The organism is Streptomyces sp. NPDC088194 (genome assembly GCF_040702025.1).
Taxonomy (GTDB): domain Bacteria; phylum Actinomycetota; class Actinomycetes; order Streptomycetales; family Streptomycetaceae; genus Actinacidiphila.
Map to the genome: position 1 here is coordinate 107,246 of NZ_JBFBIV010000016.1, position 14,667 is coordinate 121,912.

Here is a 14,667-nt window from a genome sequence, read left to right on the forward strand (position 1 = left end):
GCCGGACGTGCCCGTGCCCGCGCCGGCCCACCGTGATGGTGGGCCGGCACTCGCGCGCGTGCGGCTGTCCGTCCGGTACGGCCGCTGTCACGCGGTGGCCGGCACCGGTCGCGGCCGGGCGAGGACGACGACGCCCAAGGCGAGGACGGCACCCGCGGCCAGCACGATCCCGGAGTCGTGCAGGGTGGACAGGGTGCCGAGCACGGCGACGCCCAGCGCGGACCCCGCCTGGCGTCCGGCGTTGAGCGCGCCCTGTCCCGTCGCGGCCAGGTGGGAGGGGGCGGCGCCCGCCATGTCGGCGGTGGCCGCGGGGATGGCGAGGGTGCTGCCGAAGCCGAGCACCACCTGCATGCCGATGATCATCCCCAGCGGCGTGTGCGTCCCGGAGAGGGCGAGCAGGAGTCCGGAGACCACGTCGAGGCCGAGGCCGGCGAGGAGCACCGGCCGGGCGCCGGCACGCGCGACGATCCGTCCGGCGTAGAACGGCATGAAGCACATGGGGAGCGTCATCGGGAGGAAAGCCAGGCCGGTCTGCAGGGCCGACAGGCCGCGCTCCAGGACCATCCACTGGGTAAGCGCGAACAGCACGCCGTAGAAGACGAAGGACGCCATGGCGCCGGCCATCAGGTCGGCCTTGACCCGGGTCAGCCCGATCAGCGCCGGCGGCAGGATCGGGGCCTCGGCCCGCCGTTCGGCGACGACCAGCAGCACGAAGGCGATCAGGGCGCCGCCCAGGGCCAGCAGCGGAGCGGGCCGGCCCCACCCGGAGGTGCCCGCGTCCACCAGTCCGAAGGTGAGCGCGCTCAGCCCGGCGACGGACAGCAGCAGCCCCGCGCGGTCCACCGGCCTCGGCTCGTTCTGCGGCCGGTGCCCACTCAGTCCGCGCGCCAGCAGCAGCGTGGCGAAGGCGATCGGCGGGTTGACGAGGAACACCAGCCGCCAGCCGCCGAGTTCGACCAGCGCGCCGCCCAGCACCGGCCCCAGGATGAGTCCGATGCTGCTGATGGCGGCCCAGGCGCCGATCATGCGGGACCGCTGCGCGGCATCCGGGAACAGGGCGGCCAGCAGGCCGAGGGACGCGGGGACCAGCCCGGCCGCCGCGACGCCGAGCAGCGCCCGTCCGCCGATCAGGGTGCCCACGTTGGGCGCCAGGGCGCACAGCAGCGAGATGACGCCGAATGCGGCGAGCGCGCTGCGGTAGATCCGGCGCGGCCCCCACCGGTCGGCGACGGCGCCCGCGGCCAGCAGCAGCCCGGCGAAGACGACGGTGTACGCGTCCACCGCCCAGGGCAGCGCCGCCGCGGAGGCGTGCAGGTCGTGCCGTGCGTCCGGCAGGGCGACGTTGAGGATCGAGGTGTCGAGCAGCACGAGGAAGTTGCCGACCACGATGCCCGCGAAGTGGCCGTTCGGGCCCCTCCGTGCGGGTTCGTCCACGACGGGAGTCTTGCCACTGGTCAGAGTCATGGCATCAGCGTCGCGAAGTCCGCCGGGGTGCGACCAGGCTGTCTTTTCGATGGCGCCATCGGACTTCTCGATGGCATCATGGAGAAGTGGACCAACGACATCTTCGCGCCTTCGTCAGCGTCGCCGACCTCGGGGGCATCTCCGCAGCAGCCGAGCGGCTGGGTTACGCGCAGTCCACGCTGAGCGTTCAACTACAGCGGTTGGAGCGCGACTTGGGCGCGAGCCTGTTCAACCGCAGCAACGCCGGGGCGGCGTTGACCGAGGAGGGGCAGCGGCTGCTGCCCTACGCCCGCGAGGCGCTGAACCTTGAGGACGAGATGCGCCGGGTGGTGCGGAGCGGCCGGCCGCGGCTGCGCATCGGGGCACTGGAGACCCTGGCCGGCGAGTGGCTGCCGGACATCCTCGCCGCCCTGGCCCAGGGGGCGGCCGGCCCCGAGGGCGCCGCCGAGGTGAGCATGGTGGTCGCCCGGCGGGCGCAACTGGAGGATGACCTCGCCGCCGGCCGGCTCGACCTGGTCTTCGTGTTCGACAACGGGGTACCGACCATAGGGCCGCACGCGGTCGTGGGCCATGACCGCACCGTCCTCGTCGCCGGCCCGGGCCATCCGCTCGCCAAGGTGCCGCGCATCTCCCAGGGGATGCTGCTGGAGGCGGAGTTCCTGATCGCCGAGCCTGGTTGCACCTCGCAGATGCTCGTCGACCGCTTCGGGCAGGACCTCACCTCGCGGACCTGCGTCAGCATGGTCACGGGGTCGCTGGCGGCGCTGCGCAGGCTCGCCTGCCACGGCCGCGGCGTCGCCCTGATGCCGCACCTGTCCGTCGTCGGCGACCTCGAGGACGGGGAGTTGGTCGAGCTGGACGTGCGCGAGGGGCTGGCGCCGGTGAGCATCGAGGCGCGCTGGCGGACGGGGCTGGGCCCGGCCGAGGCGCCCATGCAGGCCGTGCTGCGGCTGGCCCGCCGCCACCAGCCGCCGTCCCGCCCCCTCGCCGAGACGGCCTGAGACCACCGGGGCGCCCGGAGGCGGCCCGGGGAGCCGGACGGTCGGGCGGTCCAGGGGCGCCGGACGGTCGGGCGGTCCAGGGACGGCTCACAACCGCCGAGCCCGGCCCGACACACCCCGACACGGTCCGACAATGTCAGACACGGAGCATTCTCTGATGCCGCAGTGAAAGCAGAGAGCTTTGTTGCCGAAGTGAATCCAGAAAGGTCATTTGGTCGGTTTTCCGTCGGCGACGCCCCGGGCGACCTGCGGGTTGCGACGATCCCCTATGTGGTTCATCACCTTTTTCGGATTCCTCCGACTGCCCCCTGTGCTATAGGGCCGGATGCAGTCGGAGGCATTTGAATAATCCTTGCGATATACCTTGCGGAAGGTTTATCGTATTCGGGTCAAGCGTGACTGGAACCCCCGCTACGCGGGGGCACACAGCAACGGGGGCTTGTCTTGATCGTGCACATGGAACCTTCAGCGGCGACCGACGACGACCGCCGCGCGCCCGACGGGCGCATGCCCCTCCGCGTCCCGCCCCGTGATTCCGGGCCTCGCATCCTGGAATCAATGGCGACCGACCATGGGGGAAACTTGCAGGTCTATCATCTGATGGCATTTCGCGAAGTGGCGAACGAACTCAGCTTCACCAAGGCCGCCGAGAAGCTCCACTGCGCCCAATCCACGGTGACCAGCCAGATCAAGGAGTTGGAGCGATCCCTCGGAGCCGAACTCTTTCACCGGGATCGGCGGCCGATCGAACTCACCTCGGCCGGAGCACTGCTCCAGGCACGACTGGGACCGATCCTGCGTTCCGTCGAGAAGGCGAACGCGGAGGTCCGCGAAGTCAAGCAGGCGGTGATGAAGCAAGGGCGCGCGGTGGGGAGGCCGGCCGTGCATCCTTCGCCTGAGGTCTGCTGAGCCACGGTACGTACACGCCGCCGTCCACTTCGTGCTGGACGGCGGCGTGTCGCGTGCCGGGGCCGGTCCGACGCCTCCGGCCGTGAACGGCCCGGTCAGACCTGGCCGATGGGCCGCATCTGGATGTGGTTGACGTCCATCCCCTCGGGCTGGTTGAGGGCGAAGAGGATGCTCTCGGCGATGTTCTCGGCGGTCAGCGCGGGGCCCTCCGGCGTGCCCCCGCGGTGGTCCCAGAACGGGGTGTCCACCTTGCCGGGCGCGATCAGCGTCACGCCGACGCCGTCGTTGGTGACGGCCATCCGCGTGTTCTCCGCCAGGGCGTGCGCGGCCCACTTGGTGACGGAGTAGAAGTTGCCGGGCGTGTTCTTGACCCCCGCCACCGATCCGACGATGACGATGCGCCCCCGGGTGTCCTTGAGGTACGGCAGCGCCTCCCGGATGACCAGCGCGGGCCCGAGCACGTTGGTCATCAGCATGGCCCGCATGGCCTCGGGCACGTGGTCGGCCAGGGTGCCGGGGAGGGAGAAGCCGGCGTTGACGATCACGTTGTCCAGGCGGCCCCACGCCTGGGCGGTCGTCCTGACCGCGGTCTGCACGTCGTGCGGGTCCGAGGTGTCCCCGGGGATGGTGATCAGGTCGTGCCCGGCGTCCTGCTCAGCCGCGAAGTCGCTCAGCTTCTCCGGGTCCCGGCCGGTGATCGCCACCATGTGACCCTCCTTCAGCAGCCTGCGGGCGGTCGCGGCGCCGATCCCCGAACTGCCACCGGTGATCAGGGTGACGTTGGCCATCGTTGCTCTCCTCGTTCGTGGTGGGAGTTCGTGGTGGGCGCTCGCGGTGAGCGTCGCCGCCGATCCATGCGACACGGCCGCCCCAGGGCCCTGACGGGTCGGGACGGCCGTCGTCACACACTCCGAACGGCGGCGGTCGGTGTGGACGCGAACAGCTGATGATGCGTCAACGTGCTTTCCCGGCGGTGCTGAACGGTGCGGGAACCGGTCAGCGTCCCTGAAGCCCAGGATAGCGACCGGTGTTGACCCACTCCGCGATTGCCGGCTTGTCCTCGATCCCCACGTACTCGATGCGCACGCCCATCAGGTCGGGAGCGGTGATGAGGGCGAACGGAGTCTCGCCCTCGGCGGGTCGGAAGTACGCGTCCACGCCGATGCCGGACGCCTCCAACCACGCCACGCGGGCCGCCATGTCGGGCTCCCACACGCCGTAGTACAGGACCTTCCCGGCGTGCTCGACGGACATGATGCCGTCGCCGTCGGCCTGGATGAGTTCGTACTGCGGCTCCGTGGTGCGGGAGAAGGCAGCGGTCATCTTGCCCGGGGCGCCCGTGCCGCCCTGCTCCAGGTACGGGATCTCGAAGGTGGCGGGTTCGGCGAACTCGATGCCGAACCACTCCGTGTACTGTTCCACGGCCTTGGCCAGGTCGGGCACCACGACGCCGATGTGGAAGCAGGACGCGGGCAGGACCGGCTTGGCCTCCGCCGGCCGGTACACCTCCACGGCCGGCGGCTCCTCCAGGCACTCCAGGAGCCGGGGTATGAAGGCCGCCAGGTAGTCGGTGTGCTTGTGGGCCTCCAGGGCGTTCTCGTCCGCGTACTCCTCGATGACCAGGCGCTCGCCGGGCCGGTCCGCGGAGACGACGTAGTCGAAGCGCAGGCAGCCTGGCTCGTTGGCGCGGATGTCCCGCTCCAGTTGGGCCATCAGCGCGTCGAGGCGTGACTCGGTGCCGGGCTTGATGATCTGGCGTGCGGTCGCGGTGATCGTCACAATGGGATTCCTTCCAGGGGTCGGGTGGGTGCGTGCCGGGTCAGGCCCGGCGGGCTCGGCGCGGCTCTGCTGGGCGGGGGAGCGGTCGAGGCTGCCCGTCCCGGCTCGCCACCAGGCGTGTCACGGGGTGTCTCACAGGGTGTTGAGGAAGCGCGGTCCGTAGAAGACCGGCTCGGCCAGGTCGGTGTAGTGGTCCAGCGCCCGGAACTCCTCGGGGTACAGCTCCGCCAGCCGCGCCACCGCGGTGGGGGGGATCTGGTTGCGCATGATGGTGAAGCACGAGCGGACCCGCATCTGGTCCATCTGGGTCACGGCGGCGCCCAGCGAGGGCCACCAGGTCTCCACCGGCCCGTTCCACGAGGTGTCCAGCGCCACCAGCATCTGGGTGTAGGCGTCGTCGAAGCCGTCAAGCTCCTTGCGCACCTCGGCCTCCCGCGGGTCGAGGGCGAGTACCGCCTCGTAGCCGTCCGCCGGCACGGCCAGCGTGTTGATGACGACGGGCCAGGCGATCTCCTCACCGCTGAAGAAATCGGGCTCGGTCTCGCGGGTGATGGAGACGCCGTCCTGCGGGACGTACCGGCGCCCGTAGCGCAGTTCGGCGAAGCGGGCGTAGTGCGATCCCTCCTTCTGGAAGTCCTCCTTCACGGTCTCCACCGTGCCCACGCCCTGCCCCTCGCCCTGTTCGGTGATGATGTCCAGGGCCCGCAGGAACGAGCCCACCGGGTCCTTGTCATCCTTCTCGAACGTGGGATAGCCCAGGTTGCCGCCGACCTGGTTGGCCGGCCCGCCGCGGCGCACCGCCAGCTCCACCGCGTCCGCGTTGCGGACGACGGCCTCCCGCACGGCGTCGTAGAAGGAGCCGATCGTGGGGTAGGCCGAGCCGCGCTGGCGTGAGTTGAGCATGAACTCCGGGGCCTCCAGCCGCATGAAGGACTCCAGGCTGGCGTTCGACAGCTTCGCCAGCCGGGGCCGCAGGTCCGGGGCGGTGCCCCCGGGCAGCCCGCCCCGCCCCGCATACGGCGGGTTCAACCCCTTGATGTCGGGACTGCCGCCGAGCGCGGCCACCATGTTGGAGGCGATGGCCATGTGGACCATCTCCTCCATCAGCACGCTGCGGATGGTGTTGTACGACGGGTAGTTCTGTACTTCCAGCGAGTACATGGCCGCGCAGTACAGCGGCATGGTGGCGTGCTCCAGCGCGATCGCGGTCTGCAGGGCGCCGCGTATCCAGCTGAGGTCTCGGAGTTCGACGGGCGTGGGCATGTGACGGCTCCAGGTCTGCGGGTCGGGTCAGGCTTCCGCGTTCTCGTCCAGCGGCGGGTAGAGCATGGGCTGGAAGAAGTCCTGGAACGACTCCTCCAGCGAGGGGTTCTGGAAGAACTCCGGCCCGGTCTCCTCGAAGATCACGTCGCCGATCCCGCCGAGCGTGTCGAACATCATCGAGACGATCGTTCCGACCTCGCGGCCGAAGTAGTGCGCCACCAGGGCGACCGCGCCGCCGTTGACACCGTAGGAACCGGTGAACGTCCAGATCCGCGAGGCGGGGTTGGCGATCCACATGTGGCGGGCCTTCGAGACGTTGAAGCCCTCGCCGCGCAGCCCGCGCGCCACCGCGGCCACGCAGGTCAGCGGCTCGTCGTTGACGATGCCGGAGCGGGCGATCACGCCCACGCCGGAGCAGTTGGCGGCGATGACCTTGCCGGCCTCGTGGTGCCGGCGGATCAGCTTCTGCACCCGGTCGTTGGTCAACAGCGCGCCGGAGCCGACGCCGCCGGGGATGTAGAGGATGTCGAAGAGCTCGTCGTCGTTGAGCACGGAGTCCGCCACAACGTTGGTGCCCATCTGCATCTTGACGACGCCCGGCTCCAGCGAGACCAACCTGACGTCCAGGTCGCGGTTGGCGGATTCCCGCTGCCAGGGGGCGATCCCGCCGTTGAGGACCATCGCGGCCCCCTTGAAGATCTCCAGCGGGGTGATCGTGTCCTGCTCGGAGCAGGACTCGTAGCCCAGCACACCGATCGAGTTGATCTGGACGGGCGCGTTGTTCCGTGGTGCGGCCTGGCGACCGCGGGCGGGCATGGGTGTAGTCACGGTTTTTCTCCCCTGTCGAGTCGGTGAGGACGCCGATGACCGCTGCTTGCGGGGAAGGGCCGGCGCCTTTCGGAAAGGAACCCTGCCGCACGATCCGACCGGCCAACAAATAAGAATGCGCGGGGATGGGCATTGCGACTTCCGGGGACCACGCGGCGGTTATCGGGGACTGACGCTCCCGCTATTTGAGCCCGCCTCGGTCGGCCGTCTAGCGTCCACTCTCGGACCGGGGGGTTCACCAACCGACCGACAGATAGGACGAGCAGCGCATGTCCGAGATGATGCGCGAGACGCAGCCGGCCGACCTGCTGGTGCGGATCGACCCCGGCCCTCGCGACTTCGCCGCACTTAACGAGGCGGTCCGCAAGGGTTCCCGCGTGGCGAACGAGCACCTGGACGACGACGAGCACCTGAACGAGGTCATCCCGAAGCCGTGGGGGCTGGAGTACCGCGTCTTCGTGGACGACTTCATCGACGTGTGGAACCTGAGGATCAACTCGGGCGAATCCACGTCGATGCACGTCCACCCCCGCAAGCTGACCTACCTCCTGTGCCTGGCGGGAGAGGGGGTCACGGACACGCTCACCGGGCAGGTCCCGCTCTCCGCCGGCACGATCCTGCGGATCGGCGGGGGCGCGTTCCACTCGTCCAGGAGCCTGGGTCCCGAACCGCTGTGGCTCATCGAGGTCGAGGCACCGCGGAACAAGTTCGACCTGATCCGGTTGCGCGACAACTACGACCGGCAGGGCACCGCCTACGAGCAGGACTACACCGAGTCCCCGGACCTGCCGGCCAAGCCGATCTCCTACCTGCCGCAGGCCCGGCTCCGCGACCGCAGCCCGGGGGCGGAGTTCGCGTTCTCCATCCGGGCCGGCATGGACATCTTCTACCGGCGCCAGGAGCAGGACCTGTTCCACATCGCGCTCGGGCTCACCGGTGTCGTCACCGGCGAGATCGACATCCTCGTTCCGGTCCGGAGCGACCTACGGCGTCCCACGCTCGACCAGTACTACCTCTCCATCGCCAACTCCGCCTGACCCGGTGCCCTGCCGCAGCGACCTGCCGCAGGGACCCGGCCCGCAGACCCGACCCAGAGAGAAGGACACCGATCATGCCCAGTGCCGTCATCATCACCGGTCCCGGCTTCCAGGACCACGACGTCGTCTACACCTACTACCGGCTCATCGAGGAGGGCTGGACGGTGGACGTGGCCACCAAGAACGGCGCCCACGTGGTCGGCAAGTACGGTATACCGCTGCCGATGGACAAGACCGCCAAGCCGCTGGTCTCCTTTGACCAGCTCGACGCGGACACCTACGACGCGGTGATCCTCACCGGCGGCCACGAAGCCCCGGACCGTGTCCGCCAGGACGCGCACGTGCTGGAGTTCCTGCGCACCATGGACGCCCGGCAGAAGGTCGTCGCCGGTCTGTGCCACGGCCCGTGGATCATGGTCTCCGCCGGTGTCCTCAAGGGGCGCAGGGCCTGCGCCTACATCGGGCTGCGCGACGACGTGATCAACGCCGGCGCGGACGTCGTCGACTCCGACGTGATCGTGGACGGCCACATCATCACCTGCTCGTACTACGCCTACGTGGGCAAGTTCATGCAACTGGTCTTCGAGACCGTCGCCAAGAACCAGGTGGCGGCGGCCTGAGTTCCGGGCCCCCGCCGCCTCGCACGGGGACGGGCGTCTCCCACCCCGGTCCGGCGCCCGCCCCCGTGCACCCTCTGGTACCGCGTCGGCGCTTGCCGTGACGGGTGGGCAGGAAACCCGCCGGCGCCGACTTCCGCGGCTCCGACCGGTGGAAGCGGTGCAACCGGTGCACGAACCGCCCATGCACCGCGTCCAACCCACCAGCCCACGACCCGACCCCGGCCGCACCCCCGTGAAAACCCCGACACCCGACCTGCCCGCCCGTCACGGCACACACCGTTGCGGTACTAGGAGACACCGTGCTGATACTCGACTTCGACGGCGTCATCGCCGACGCGTTCACCGAGTGCGCCCTCGTGACGTACTACGCCGACCACGACCCCGACACCGTGGCGGACAAGCCGATCGACGAACTGGTCGCCGCGCTGCCGGCCGGATTCCTGGCCCGCTTCCGCACCGTGCGCGGCTACGCCCGCATCCTCGGCGACTTCATGACCGCCCGTGAGACCGCCGCCGAGAGCATCCGCGGGGTCGAGGACTACGACCTCCTGCTGACGGGTATCCCGCCCACGAAGCTGGCCGGACTCGTCAGGGGCGCGACCGCGGTCCGCTCCGCGCTTCGCGCGCGGCAGAAGGACGCCTGGCTGGACATGCACACCGTCTACCCCGGCGTGGACCGACTGCTGCGCCGTCACCAGGGCAGGGGCACCTCGATCGTGACGGCCAAGGACGCGGCGAGCGTGTGGGAGATCCTGGCCCACCACCAGTTGGAGAACACCGTGGTGCAGGTCGTCGGCGAGTGCTCCGACAAACGCGCGGCCGTACGGGAGATCGCCCTCAGCGACGGACTCCCGTCCTCCGCCGTGACGTTCATCGACGACCACATCACCAACGCCCTGGCCGTCCGCGACACCGGCGCCACCAGCCTGTGGGCCTGGTGGGGCTACCACACGCCCGACCACGTCGAGCAGGCCATCAGCCGCAGGCAGCGGCGCGTGTACCTGCCCGAACTGACCACCCTGACCGCCTGATCCCCGTAACCAGAAGGACATTCGCCATGCCCAAGGTACTGTTCGCACTCACCTCGCACGGCCGGCTGGGCGACACCGGTCGCAACACCGGCTTCTACGTGCCCGAGGTCGCCCACCCGGCCCGGGTCTTCCAGGACGCCGGCTGGGACATCGCCTTCGTCTCCGTCGCCGGCGGGAAGCCGCCACGCGACGGGATCAAGCCCGATGACACCGTGACCGCGGAGTTCCTGGCGGCCAACGGCGACGCCCTGTCCGACACGCCGTCGGCCGACGCGCTCAGCGCCCGCGACTACCAGGCCGTCTACTTCGCCGGCGGCCACGGCACCATGTGGGACTTCCCCCACGCGACCGTCCTCACCCGGCTCGCCGCGGAGATCTACGAGCACGGCGGGATCGTCGGCGCCGTCTGCCACGGGCCGGCCGGCCTGGTCAACCTCACCCTCTCGGACGGCTCCCACCTGGTGGAGGGCAAGCAGGTCTCGGCGTTCACCAACGAGGAAGAGGAGGCCGTCGGCCTGACCGGTGTCGTTCCGTTCGCGCTGGAGTCGGCCCTGGTCGACAAGGGCGCGAAGTTCACCAAGACGGACAACTTCGCCGAGCACGCCGTCGCCGACGGCCGGCTCGTCACCGGGCAGAACCCGGCCAGCGCGGCCAAGGTGGCGGAGCTGATCCTGGAGCAGTTCGGCGCCTGACCGCATCCGAACCCACCGGCAGGCGGAGACCTGCGCCCCGTCGTGACGGCCGGGGCGCGCGGGTCCCGCCTGCCGGTGTCGTTTCCGCGCCCGCCTGCCGGTTCCGGTTCCGCGCCCGCTTCCCGGCTCCGGTTCCGCCCTCCCGGCTCCGCGACCGAGCCTCCCGAAACCCTCCGAACCACGTCATCGGGATCTCTGATAACGATTGATGCCGCCCAGAATGATTGATTTTATCGAATAGCACTCAGAACGAAGGTGAAACACATGCATGTCGCCGTGGACATCGCACGCATCAGCATGGTCGGTCATTCCGTCGCAGAGGGGTCGGACACGTGCAACTGGGTTGGCTGCAGACGTTTATCGCTGTTTACCATACCGGCTCCTTCACGAAGGCGGCACAGAAACTCGGCATCACCCAGCCGGCCGTTACACAGCATATCCGGGGACTGGAAAGCAAGTTCGGCAAACCGCTTTTCGACCGCACCCCGCAGGGTGCCGTTCCCACCTCCGAGGGAATGGCCCTGGCCTACGAGGTGCAGGCCCCCATGGCCAACCTCGACGCGGCCATCTGCCGGCACTTCGACACCAGCCCCAGCAGCAGACCGGTGCGCCTCGGCGGCCCCGCCGAACTGGTGACCGCGAGGCTCATGGCCTCGATCAGCGAACTCATCGCGTCCGGCCTGGACATCCGGATCAGCTTCCGGGAAGCGCCCGACCTCCTCGAAGACCTCAGGACCGGCCACATGGACATGGTCGTCTCCACCGTCCAGCCGCGGATGCGCGGGGTGGACTCGGTGGCGCTCATCGACGAGGAACTCGCCCTGCTGGCATCGCCCCAGGTCGCCGAGACCATCCCCTCCGGCGCCCTGGCGGTCGACGGGCCGCGAGCGCTGGAGAAGTTGCCGATCATCGCCTACGGCGAGACGTTCCCCATCATCGACCACTACTGGCGCAGCGTCTTCGACGCCCCGCCGCCGCGGGTGCCGTCGGCGGTCGTCCCCGACCTCCGCGCCGTCATCGCGGCGGTCTGCTCGTCCGCGGGCATCTCGGTCATCCCCACGTATCTGTGCGCCGACGAACTGGCGGCGGGCCTGCTGGTACCGCTCTGGGAGCCGGACATCCCCCCGCTCAACACGTACCACCTCGCCACACGGCACGGAGCCCTCGCCGATCCGCGCCTGGCCCGGCTCCACGACCACCTGGTGGCCGCGGCCCGGAACTGGGAGCTGAACCCGGAACCGCTGGCCCCCGGGCGGATGTCGGGCCGGACGTAGCGCGCCCCGCTCCGGGGATGCGACAGGAATCGGGCTCCGGGTCGTCTCTGACTTGCGGAGGGCCGGCCCCGGCTGGTCAGGCCGGGGCCGTGCCGTAAGTCGTCGGGGGTGGTGTCGGGTGATCGCTACGGGAGCCGTGAGGCTGGAGGCGGCGATCAGCGCACCGAGCAGGGCGACTCCGATCGCGCCGCCGAACTGCCGGGCGGCGCTGAGTACTCCGGATGCGAGGCCGGCCCGCTCGTGCGGCACCGACTCCAGCATCACCGAGGTCAGCGGCGGGATCGCGAGTTGCGCATTGCGGTGTGCGGGTGCGGGTGCGGGGGCCGGTGCCGGTATGGGCGCTGGTGTGGAGGCCGAGCCGCCTGGACTGGCGCCGCCCCCTCACTCCCCGTCGAAGTCGGTGCCCCGGCTGACCGCGTCCCAGGCCGCCGCCTCCTCGCCGGCGGCCTTCGACTGGGCGGCGATGGCGTCGGCGGCGTCGTTGCCGAGGGCCAGTCGCAGCGGGGTCCGCTCGGCGGCCAACGCGGTCAGGATCGCCGCGGCGGCCTTCTCGGGGTCGCCGGGCTGCTTGCCGTCGCTGTCCGGGAGCCCGGCGCGGACCGGGCCGACCGTCTCCGCGTACGCATCCAGGGGCGCCGACTGCTGGAGCGCACCGCCGCCGGCGAACCCGGTCCGGAACGCCCCCGGCTCCACGATGAGCACCTTGATCCCGTGCGGGGCGACTTCCAGGGCCAGCGCCTCGGACAGCCCCTCCAGAGCGAACTTGGTGGCCGAGTAGGCGCCGACGCCGGGGAAGGAGAACCGGCCGCCCATGCTGCTCATCTGCACGACGGCGCCCGAGCCCTGCCGGCGCATGTGCGGGAGCACGGCGCGGGTGAGCGCGGCCGGGCCGAAGAAGTGCAGGGCCATCAGGTCGCGCAGTTCGCGGTCGGTGGTCTCCTCGACGGCGCCGAGATGTCCGCGGCCGGCGTTGTTGACCAGTACGTCGATCCGCCCGTACCAGAGGATCACCTCGGCGACGACGGCGGTGATGCGGGCCGGGTCGGTGACGTCGAGGGCGACGGGGACGACACGGCCGGGGTGCGCGGCGGCGAGTTCGTCGAGGGATTCGGGGCGGCGGACGGCGGCCACCACGGTGTCACCGGCGGCGAGCGCCACCCGCGTGATCGCCTGCCCGAAACCGGAGTTGGCGCCGGTGATCAGCCAGACCTTGCCGGTCGCGGAGCGGGTGCCGGTGTCGGCGGCGGTGCCGGCGGCGGTGTCGGCGGCGGAGTCAGCAGCGGTGCGGGCGTTGTCGCTCATCGGGATCTCCAGGGTGGTTCCGGAAGCCGACCGGGCGCCGGCCGGCGAACACGGCCGAGGTGGTGTCCCGGCGTGCGTCTCCATTACGGCCCCCGCCCGGCCCCGCCGTCCAAGACAGAGATCGACACGATCCATAAGGAGCGTTTATCGCCGCTGGTTATGCTCTTGCCCATGGACCTGAGGCAGTTGAGCTACCTCGTGGCGATCGCCGAGGAGGGGAACCTCGGCCGGGCCGCGGCGCGGCTGTACGTGAGCCAGCCGGCCCTGTCGTCCGCGCTGCGGAAGCTGGAGGCAGAACTCGGCGTCCTCCTCTTCGAGCGGCACTCCGGCGGCGTGAACCAGACCCCTGCCGGGCGCGACGTGGTGACCGAGGCACGCCGGACCCTGCGCCAGGCGGACCGTGTCCTCGCCGTGGCGGAACGCCACCGCTGCCAGGAGAAGGCGGTGCTTCGGGTCGGCTTCGAGGCAAGCGGCGCGGGCGAGTTGACCACCCGGGCCCGGGCCGAGTTCGCCCGCCGCAATCCGGGCGTCCGGGTGGAGCCGAAGCGCTTCGACTGGGGCCAGGAGGCGGCCGCCCTGCGCGACGGCCGGGTGGACGTCGCCTTCGTCTGGCTGCCCACCGACCTCACCGACCTGCACACCGAGGTGGTCCACACCGAACCCCGGGTCGTCGGCCTGCCCGCCGGGCACCCGCTGGCGGGACGTACGGGCATCGGCATCCTGGAGGTCAAGGACGAGCCGCTGCTGTGGACGGAGCGGGCGCCGCGCGAGTGGGTCGACTGGTGGGCGGTGAACCCCAGACCGGACGGCTCCGCACCGCGATGGGGTCCGAAGAACGACAACGTCGAGGAGATGCTGGAGCAGGTCGCCGAGGGCACCGCGGTCTGCTTCGCCCCGGCGAACATGGCGCTGTACTACGCCCGCCCCGACCTGTCCTGGGTCCCGCTCACCGACGTCGAACCCCTGAGGGTCGCCCTGGCCTGGTGCAAGGGTTCGAACAGCCCCCTCGTACAGGGCTTCGCCGAGGTGGTACGCGAACTCGCCGCCGCTCTGTAGCAGGCGTCAACGCACGCCGCCACCACGGAAATACCTGTCCGGGGCCCTGATCGGCGGGTGGCGCCCCCCGTTCTGACGGCCGTGGACGTCGCGTGGCGTCGGCCGCGCGGGAGTACGACACAGGATCGTCGCCGGCTGCACCGGTCCAGGCCGGACCCGCGCCCGTCCGGCCCGGACCCGGACCCCCGCTCCGTGCGCACCCGCGCGTCCCCGCCGGCCCCGTCCGCGCTCCCGCTCCGTGCGCACCCGCGCGTACCCGCCGGCCCCGTCCGCGCTCCCGCTCCGTGCGTACCCGCGCGTCCCCGCCTGCCCCGCCCGCGCTCCCGCTCCGTGCGCACCCGCGCGTCCCCGCCTGCCCCGTCCCCACCCCCGACCTGCCCTGATCCACCCTGCCCGCACCCACCCGGGGAT

The 14,667-nt window shown here is 70.7% G+C and carries 14 protein-coding genes; 8 read left to right on the forward strand and 6 right to left on the reverse strand.

Annotated features, from left to right (window positions below; all coding sequences use genetic code 11):
- Window positions 1-87: 87 nt before the first annotated feature.
- Complete coding sequence (locus tag AB0399_RS11765; RefSeq protein WP_366411134.1) at window positions 88-1,464, reverse strand: MFS transporter; 1,377 nt, start codon at window positions 1,462-1,464, stop codon at window positions 88-90.
- 86 nt (window positions 1,465-1,550) lie between these two features.
- On the opposite strand from AB0399_RS11765, the gene AB0399_RS11770 reads away from it, so the two are divergent.
- Window positions 1,551-2,465, forward strand: a complete 915-nt coding sequence (locus AB0399_RS11770; protein WP_329365329.1) for a LysR family transcriptional regulator — start codon at window positions 1,551-1,553, stop codon at window positions 2,463-2,465.
- A 558-nt stretch (window positions 2,466-3,023) separates the two neighbouring features.
- Window positions 3,024-3,374 carry a LysR family transcriptional regulator gene (locus AB0399_RS11775; protein ID WP_329365327.1) on the forward strand — a complete coding sequence of 117 codons (351 nt, stop codon included), beginning with the start codon at window positions 3,024-3,026 and terminating at the stop codon, window positions 3,372-3,374.
- A 95-nt stretch (window positions 3,375-3,469) separates the two neighbouring features.
- On the opposite strand, the gene AB0399_RS11780 is transcribed toward AB0399_RS11775, so the two are convergent.
- The 4 genes from AB0399_RS11780 to AB0399_RS11795 form a co-directional block, all read right to left on the reverse strand.
- Window positions 3,470-4,162 carry an SDR family oxidoreductase gene (locus AB0399_RS11780; RefSeq protein ID WP_329365326.1) on the reverse strand — a complete coding sequence of 231 codons (693 nt, stop codon included), beginning with the start codon at window positions 4,160-4,162 and terminating at the stop codon, window positions 3,470-3,472.
- Between the two features lie 208 nt (window positions 4,163-4,370).
- The gene (locus tag AB0399_RS11785; RefSeq protein WP_366411135.1) at window positions 4,371-5,153 is read right to left on the reverse strand and encodes an antibiotic biosynthesis monooxygenase; all 783 of its coding nucleotides are present in this window, start codon (window positions 5,151-5,153) and stop codon (window positions 4,371-4,373) included.
- A 132-nt stretch (window positions 5,154-5,285) separates the two neighbouring features.
- Window positions 5,286-6,416 carry a ferritin-like protein gene (locus AB0399_RS11790; RefSeq protein WP_366411136.1) on the reverse strand — a complete coding sequence of 377 codons (1,131 nt, stop codon included), beginning with the start codon at window positions 6,414-6,416 and terminating at the stop codon, window positions 5,286-5,288.
- A gap of 27 nt (window positions 6,417-6,443) precedes the next feature.
- Complete coding sequence (locus tag AB0399_RS11795) at window positions 6,444-7,244, reverse strand: DJ-1/PfpI family protein (RefSeq protein ID WP_329365321.1); 801 nt, start codon at window positions 7,242-7,244, stop codon at window positions 6,444-6,446.
- 269 nt (window positions 7,245-7,513) lie between these two features.
- Here AB0399_RS11795 and AB0399_RS11800 point away from each other — a divergent pair, with 269 nt between their 5' ends.
- The 5 genes from AB0399_RS11800 (at window position 7,514) to AB0399_RS11820 (ending at window position 11,898) form a co-directional block, all read left to right on the forward strand.
- The gene (locus tag AB0399_RS11800) at window positions 7,514-8,281 is read left to right on the forward strand and encodes a cupin domain-containing protein (RefSeq protein WP_329365319.1); all 768 of its coding nucleotides are present in this window, start codon (window positions 7,514-7,516) and stop codon (window positions 8,279-8,281) included.
- Window positions 8,282-8,355: 74 nt separating this feature from the next.
- Window positions 8,356-8,901 (forward strand): DJ-1/PfpI family protein, encoded by a 546-nt coding sequence (locus AB0399_RS11805; RefSeq protein WP_366411137.1) that lies wholly within the window; start codon window positions 8,356-8,358, stop codon window positions 8,899-8,901.
- A 299-nt stretch (window positions 8,902-9,200) separates the two neighbouring features.
- Window positions 9,201-9,932, forward strand: coding sequence for an HAD family hydrolase (locus AB0399_RS11810; RefSeq protein WP_329365315.1), 732 nt, complete (start codon window positions 9,201-9,203; stop codon window positions 9,930-9,932).
- Window positions 9,933-9,958: 26 nt separating this feature from the next.
- Window positions 9,959-10,624, forward strand: coding sequence for a type 1 glutamine amidotransferase domain-containing protein (locus tag AB0399_RS11815; RefSeq protein ID WP_329365314.1), 666 nt, complete (start codon window positions 9,959-9,961; stop codon window positions 10,622-10,624).
- A 332-nt stretch (window positions 10,625-10,956) separates the two neighbouring features.
- On the forward strand, window positions 10,957-11,898 hold the full coding sequence (locus AB0399_RS11820; RefSeq protein ID WP_329365312.1) for a LysR family transcriptional regulator: 942 nt from the start codon (window positions 10,957-10,959) through the stop codon (window positions 11,896-11,898).
- A 381-nt stretch (window positions 11,899-12,279) separates the two neighbouring features.
- Here the strand turns inward: AB0399_RS11820 and AB0399_RS11825 are convergent, their stop codons facing one another.
- Complete coding sequence (locus AB0399_RS11825) at window positions 12,280-13,200, reverse strand: oxidoreductase (RefSeq protein WP_366411138.1); 921 nt, start codon at window positions 13,198-13,200, stop codon at window positions 12,280-12,282.
- Between the two features lie 171 nt (window positions 13,201-13,371).
- Between AB0399_RS11825 and AB0399_RS11830 the strand changes: the two genes are divergently transcribed.
- Window positions 13,372-14,256, forward strand: coding sequence for a LysR family transcriptional regulator (locus tag AB0399_RS11830; protein WP_366411139.1), 885 nt, complete (start codon window positions 13,372-13,374; stop codon window positions 14,254-14,256).
- Window positions 14,257-14,667: the final 411 nt, after the last annotated feature.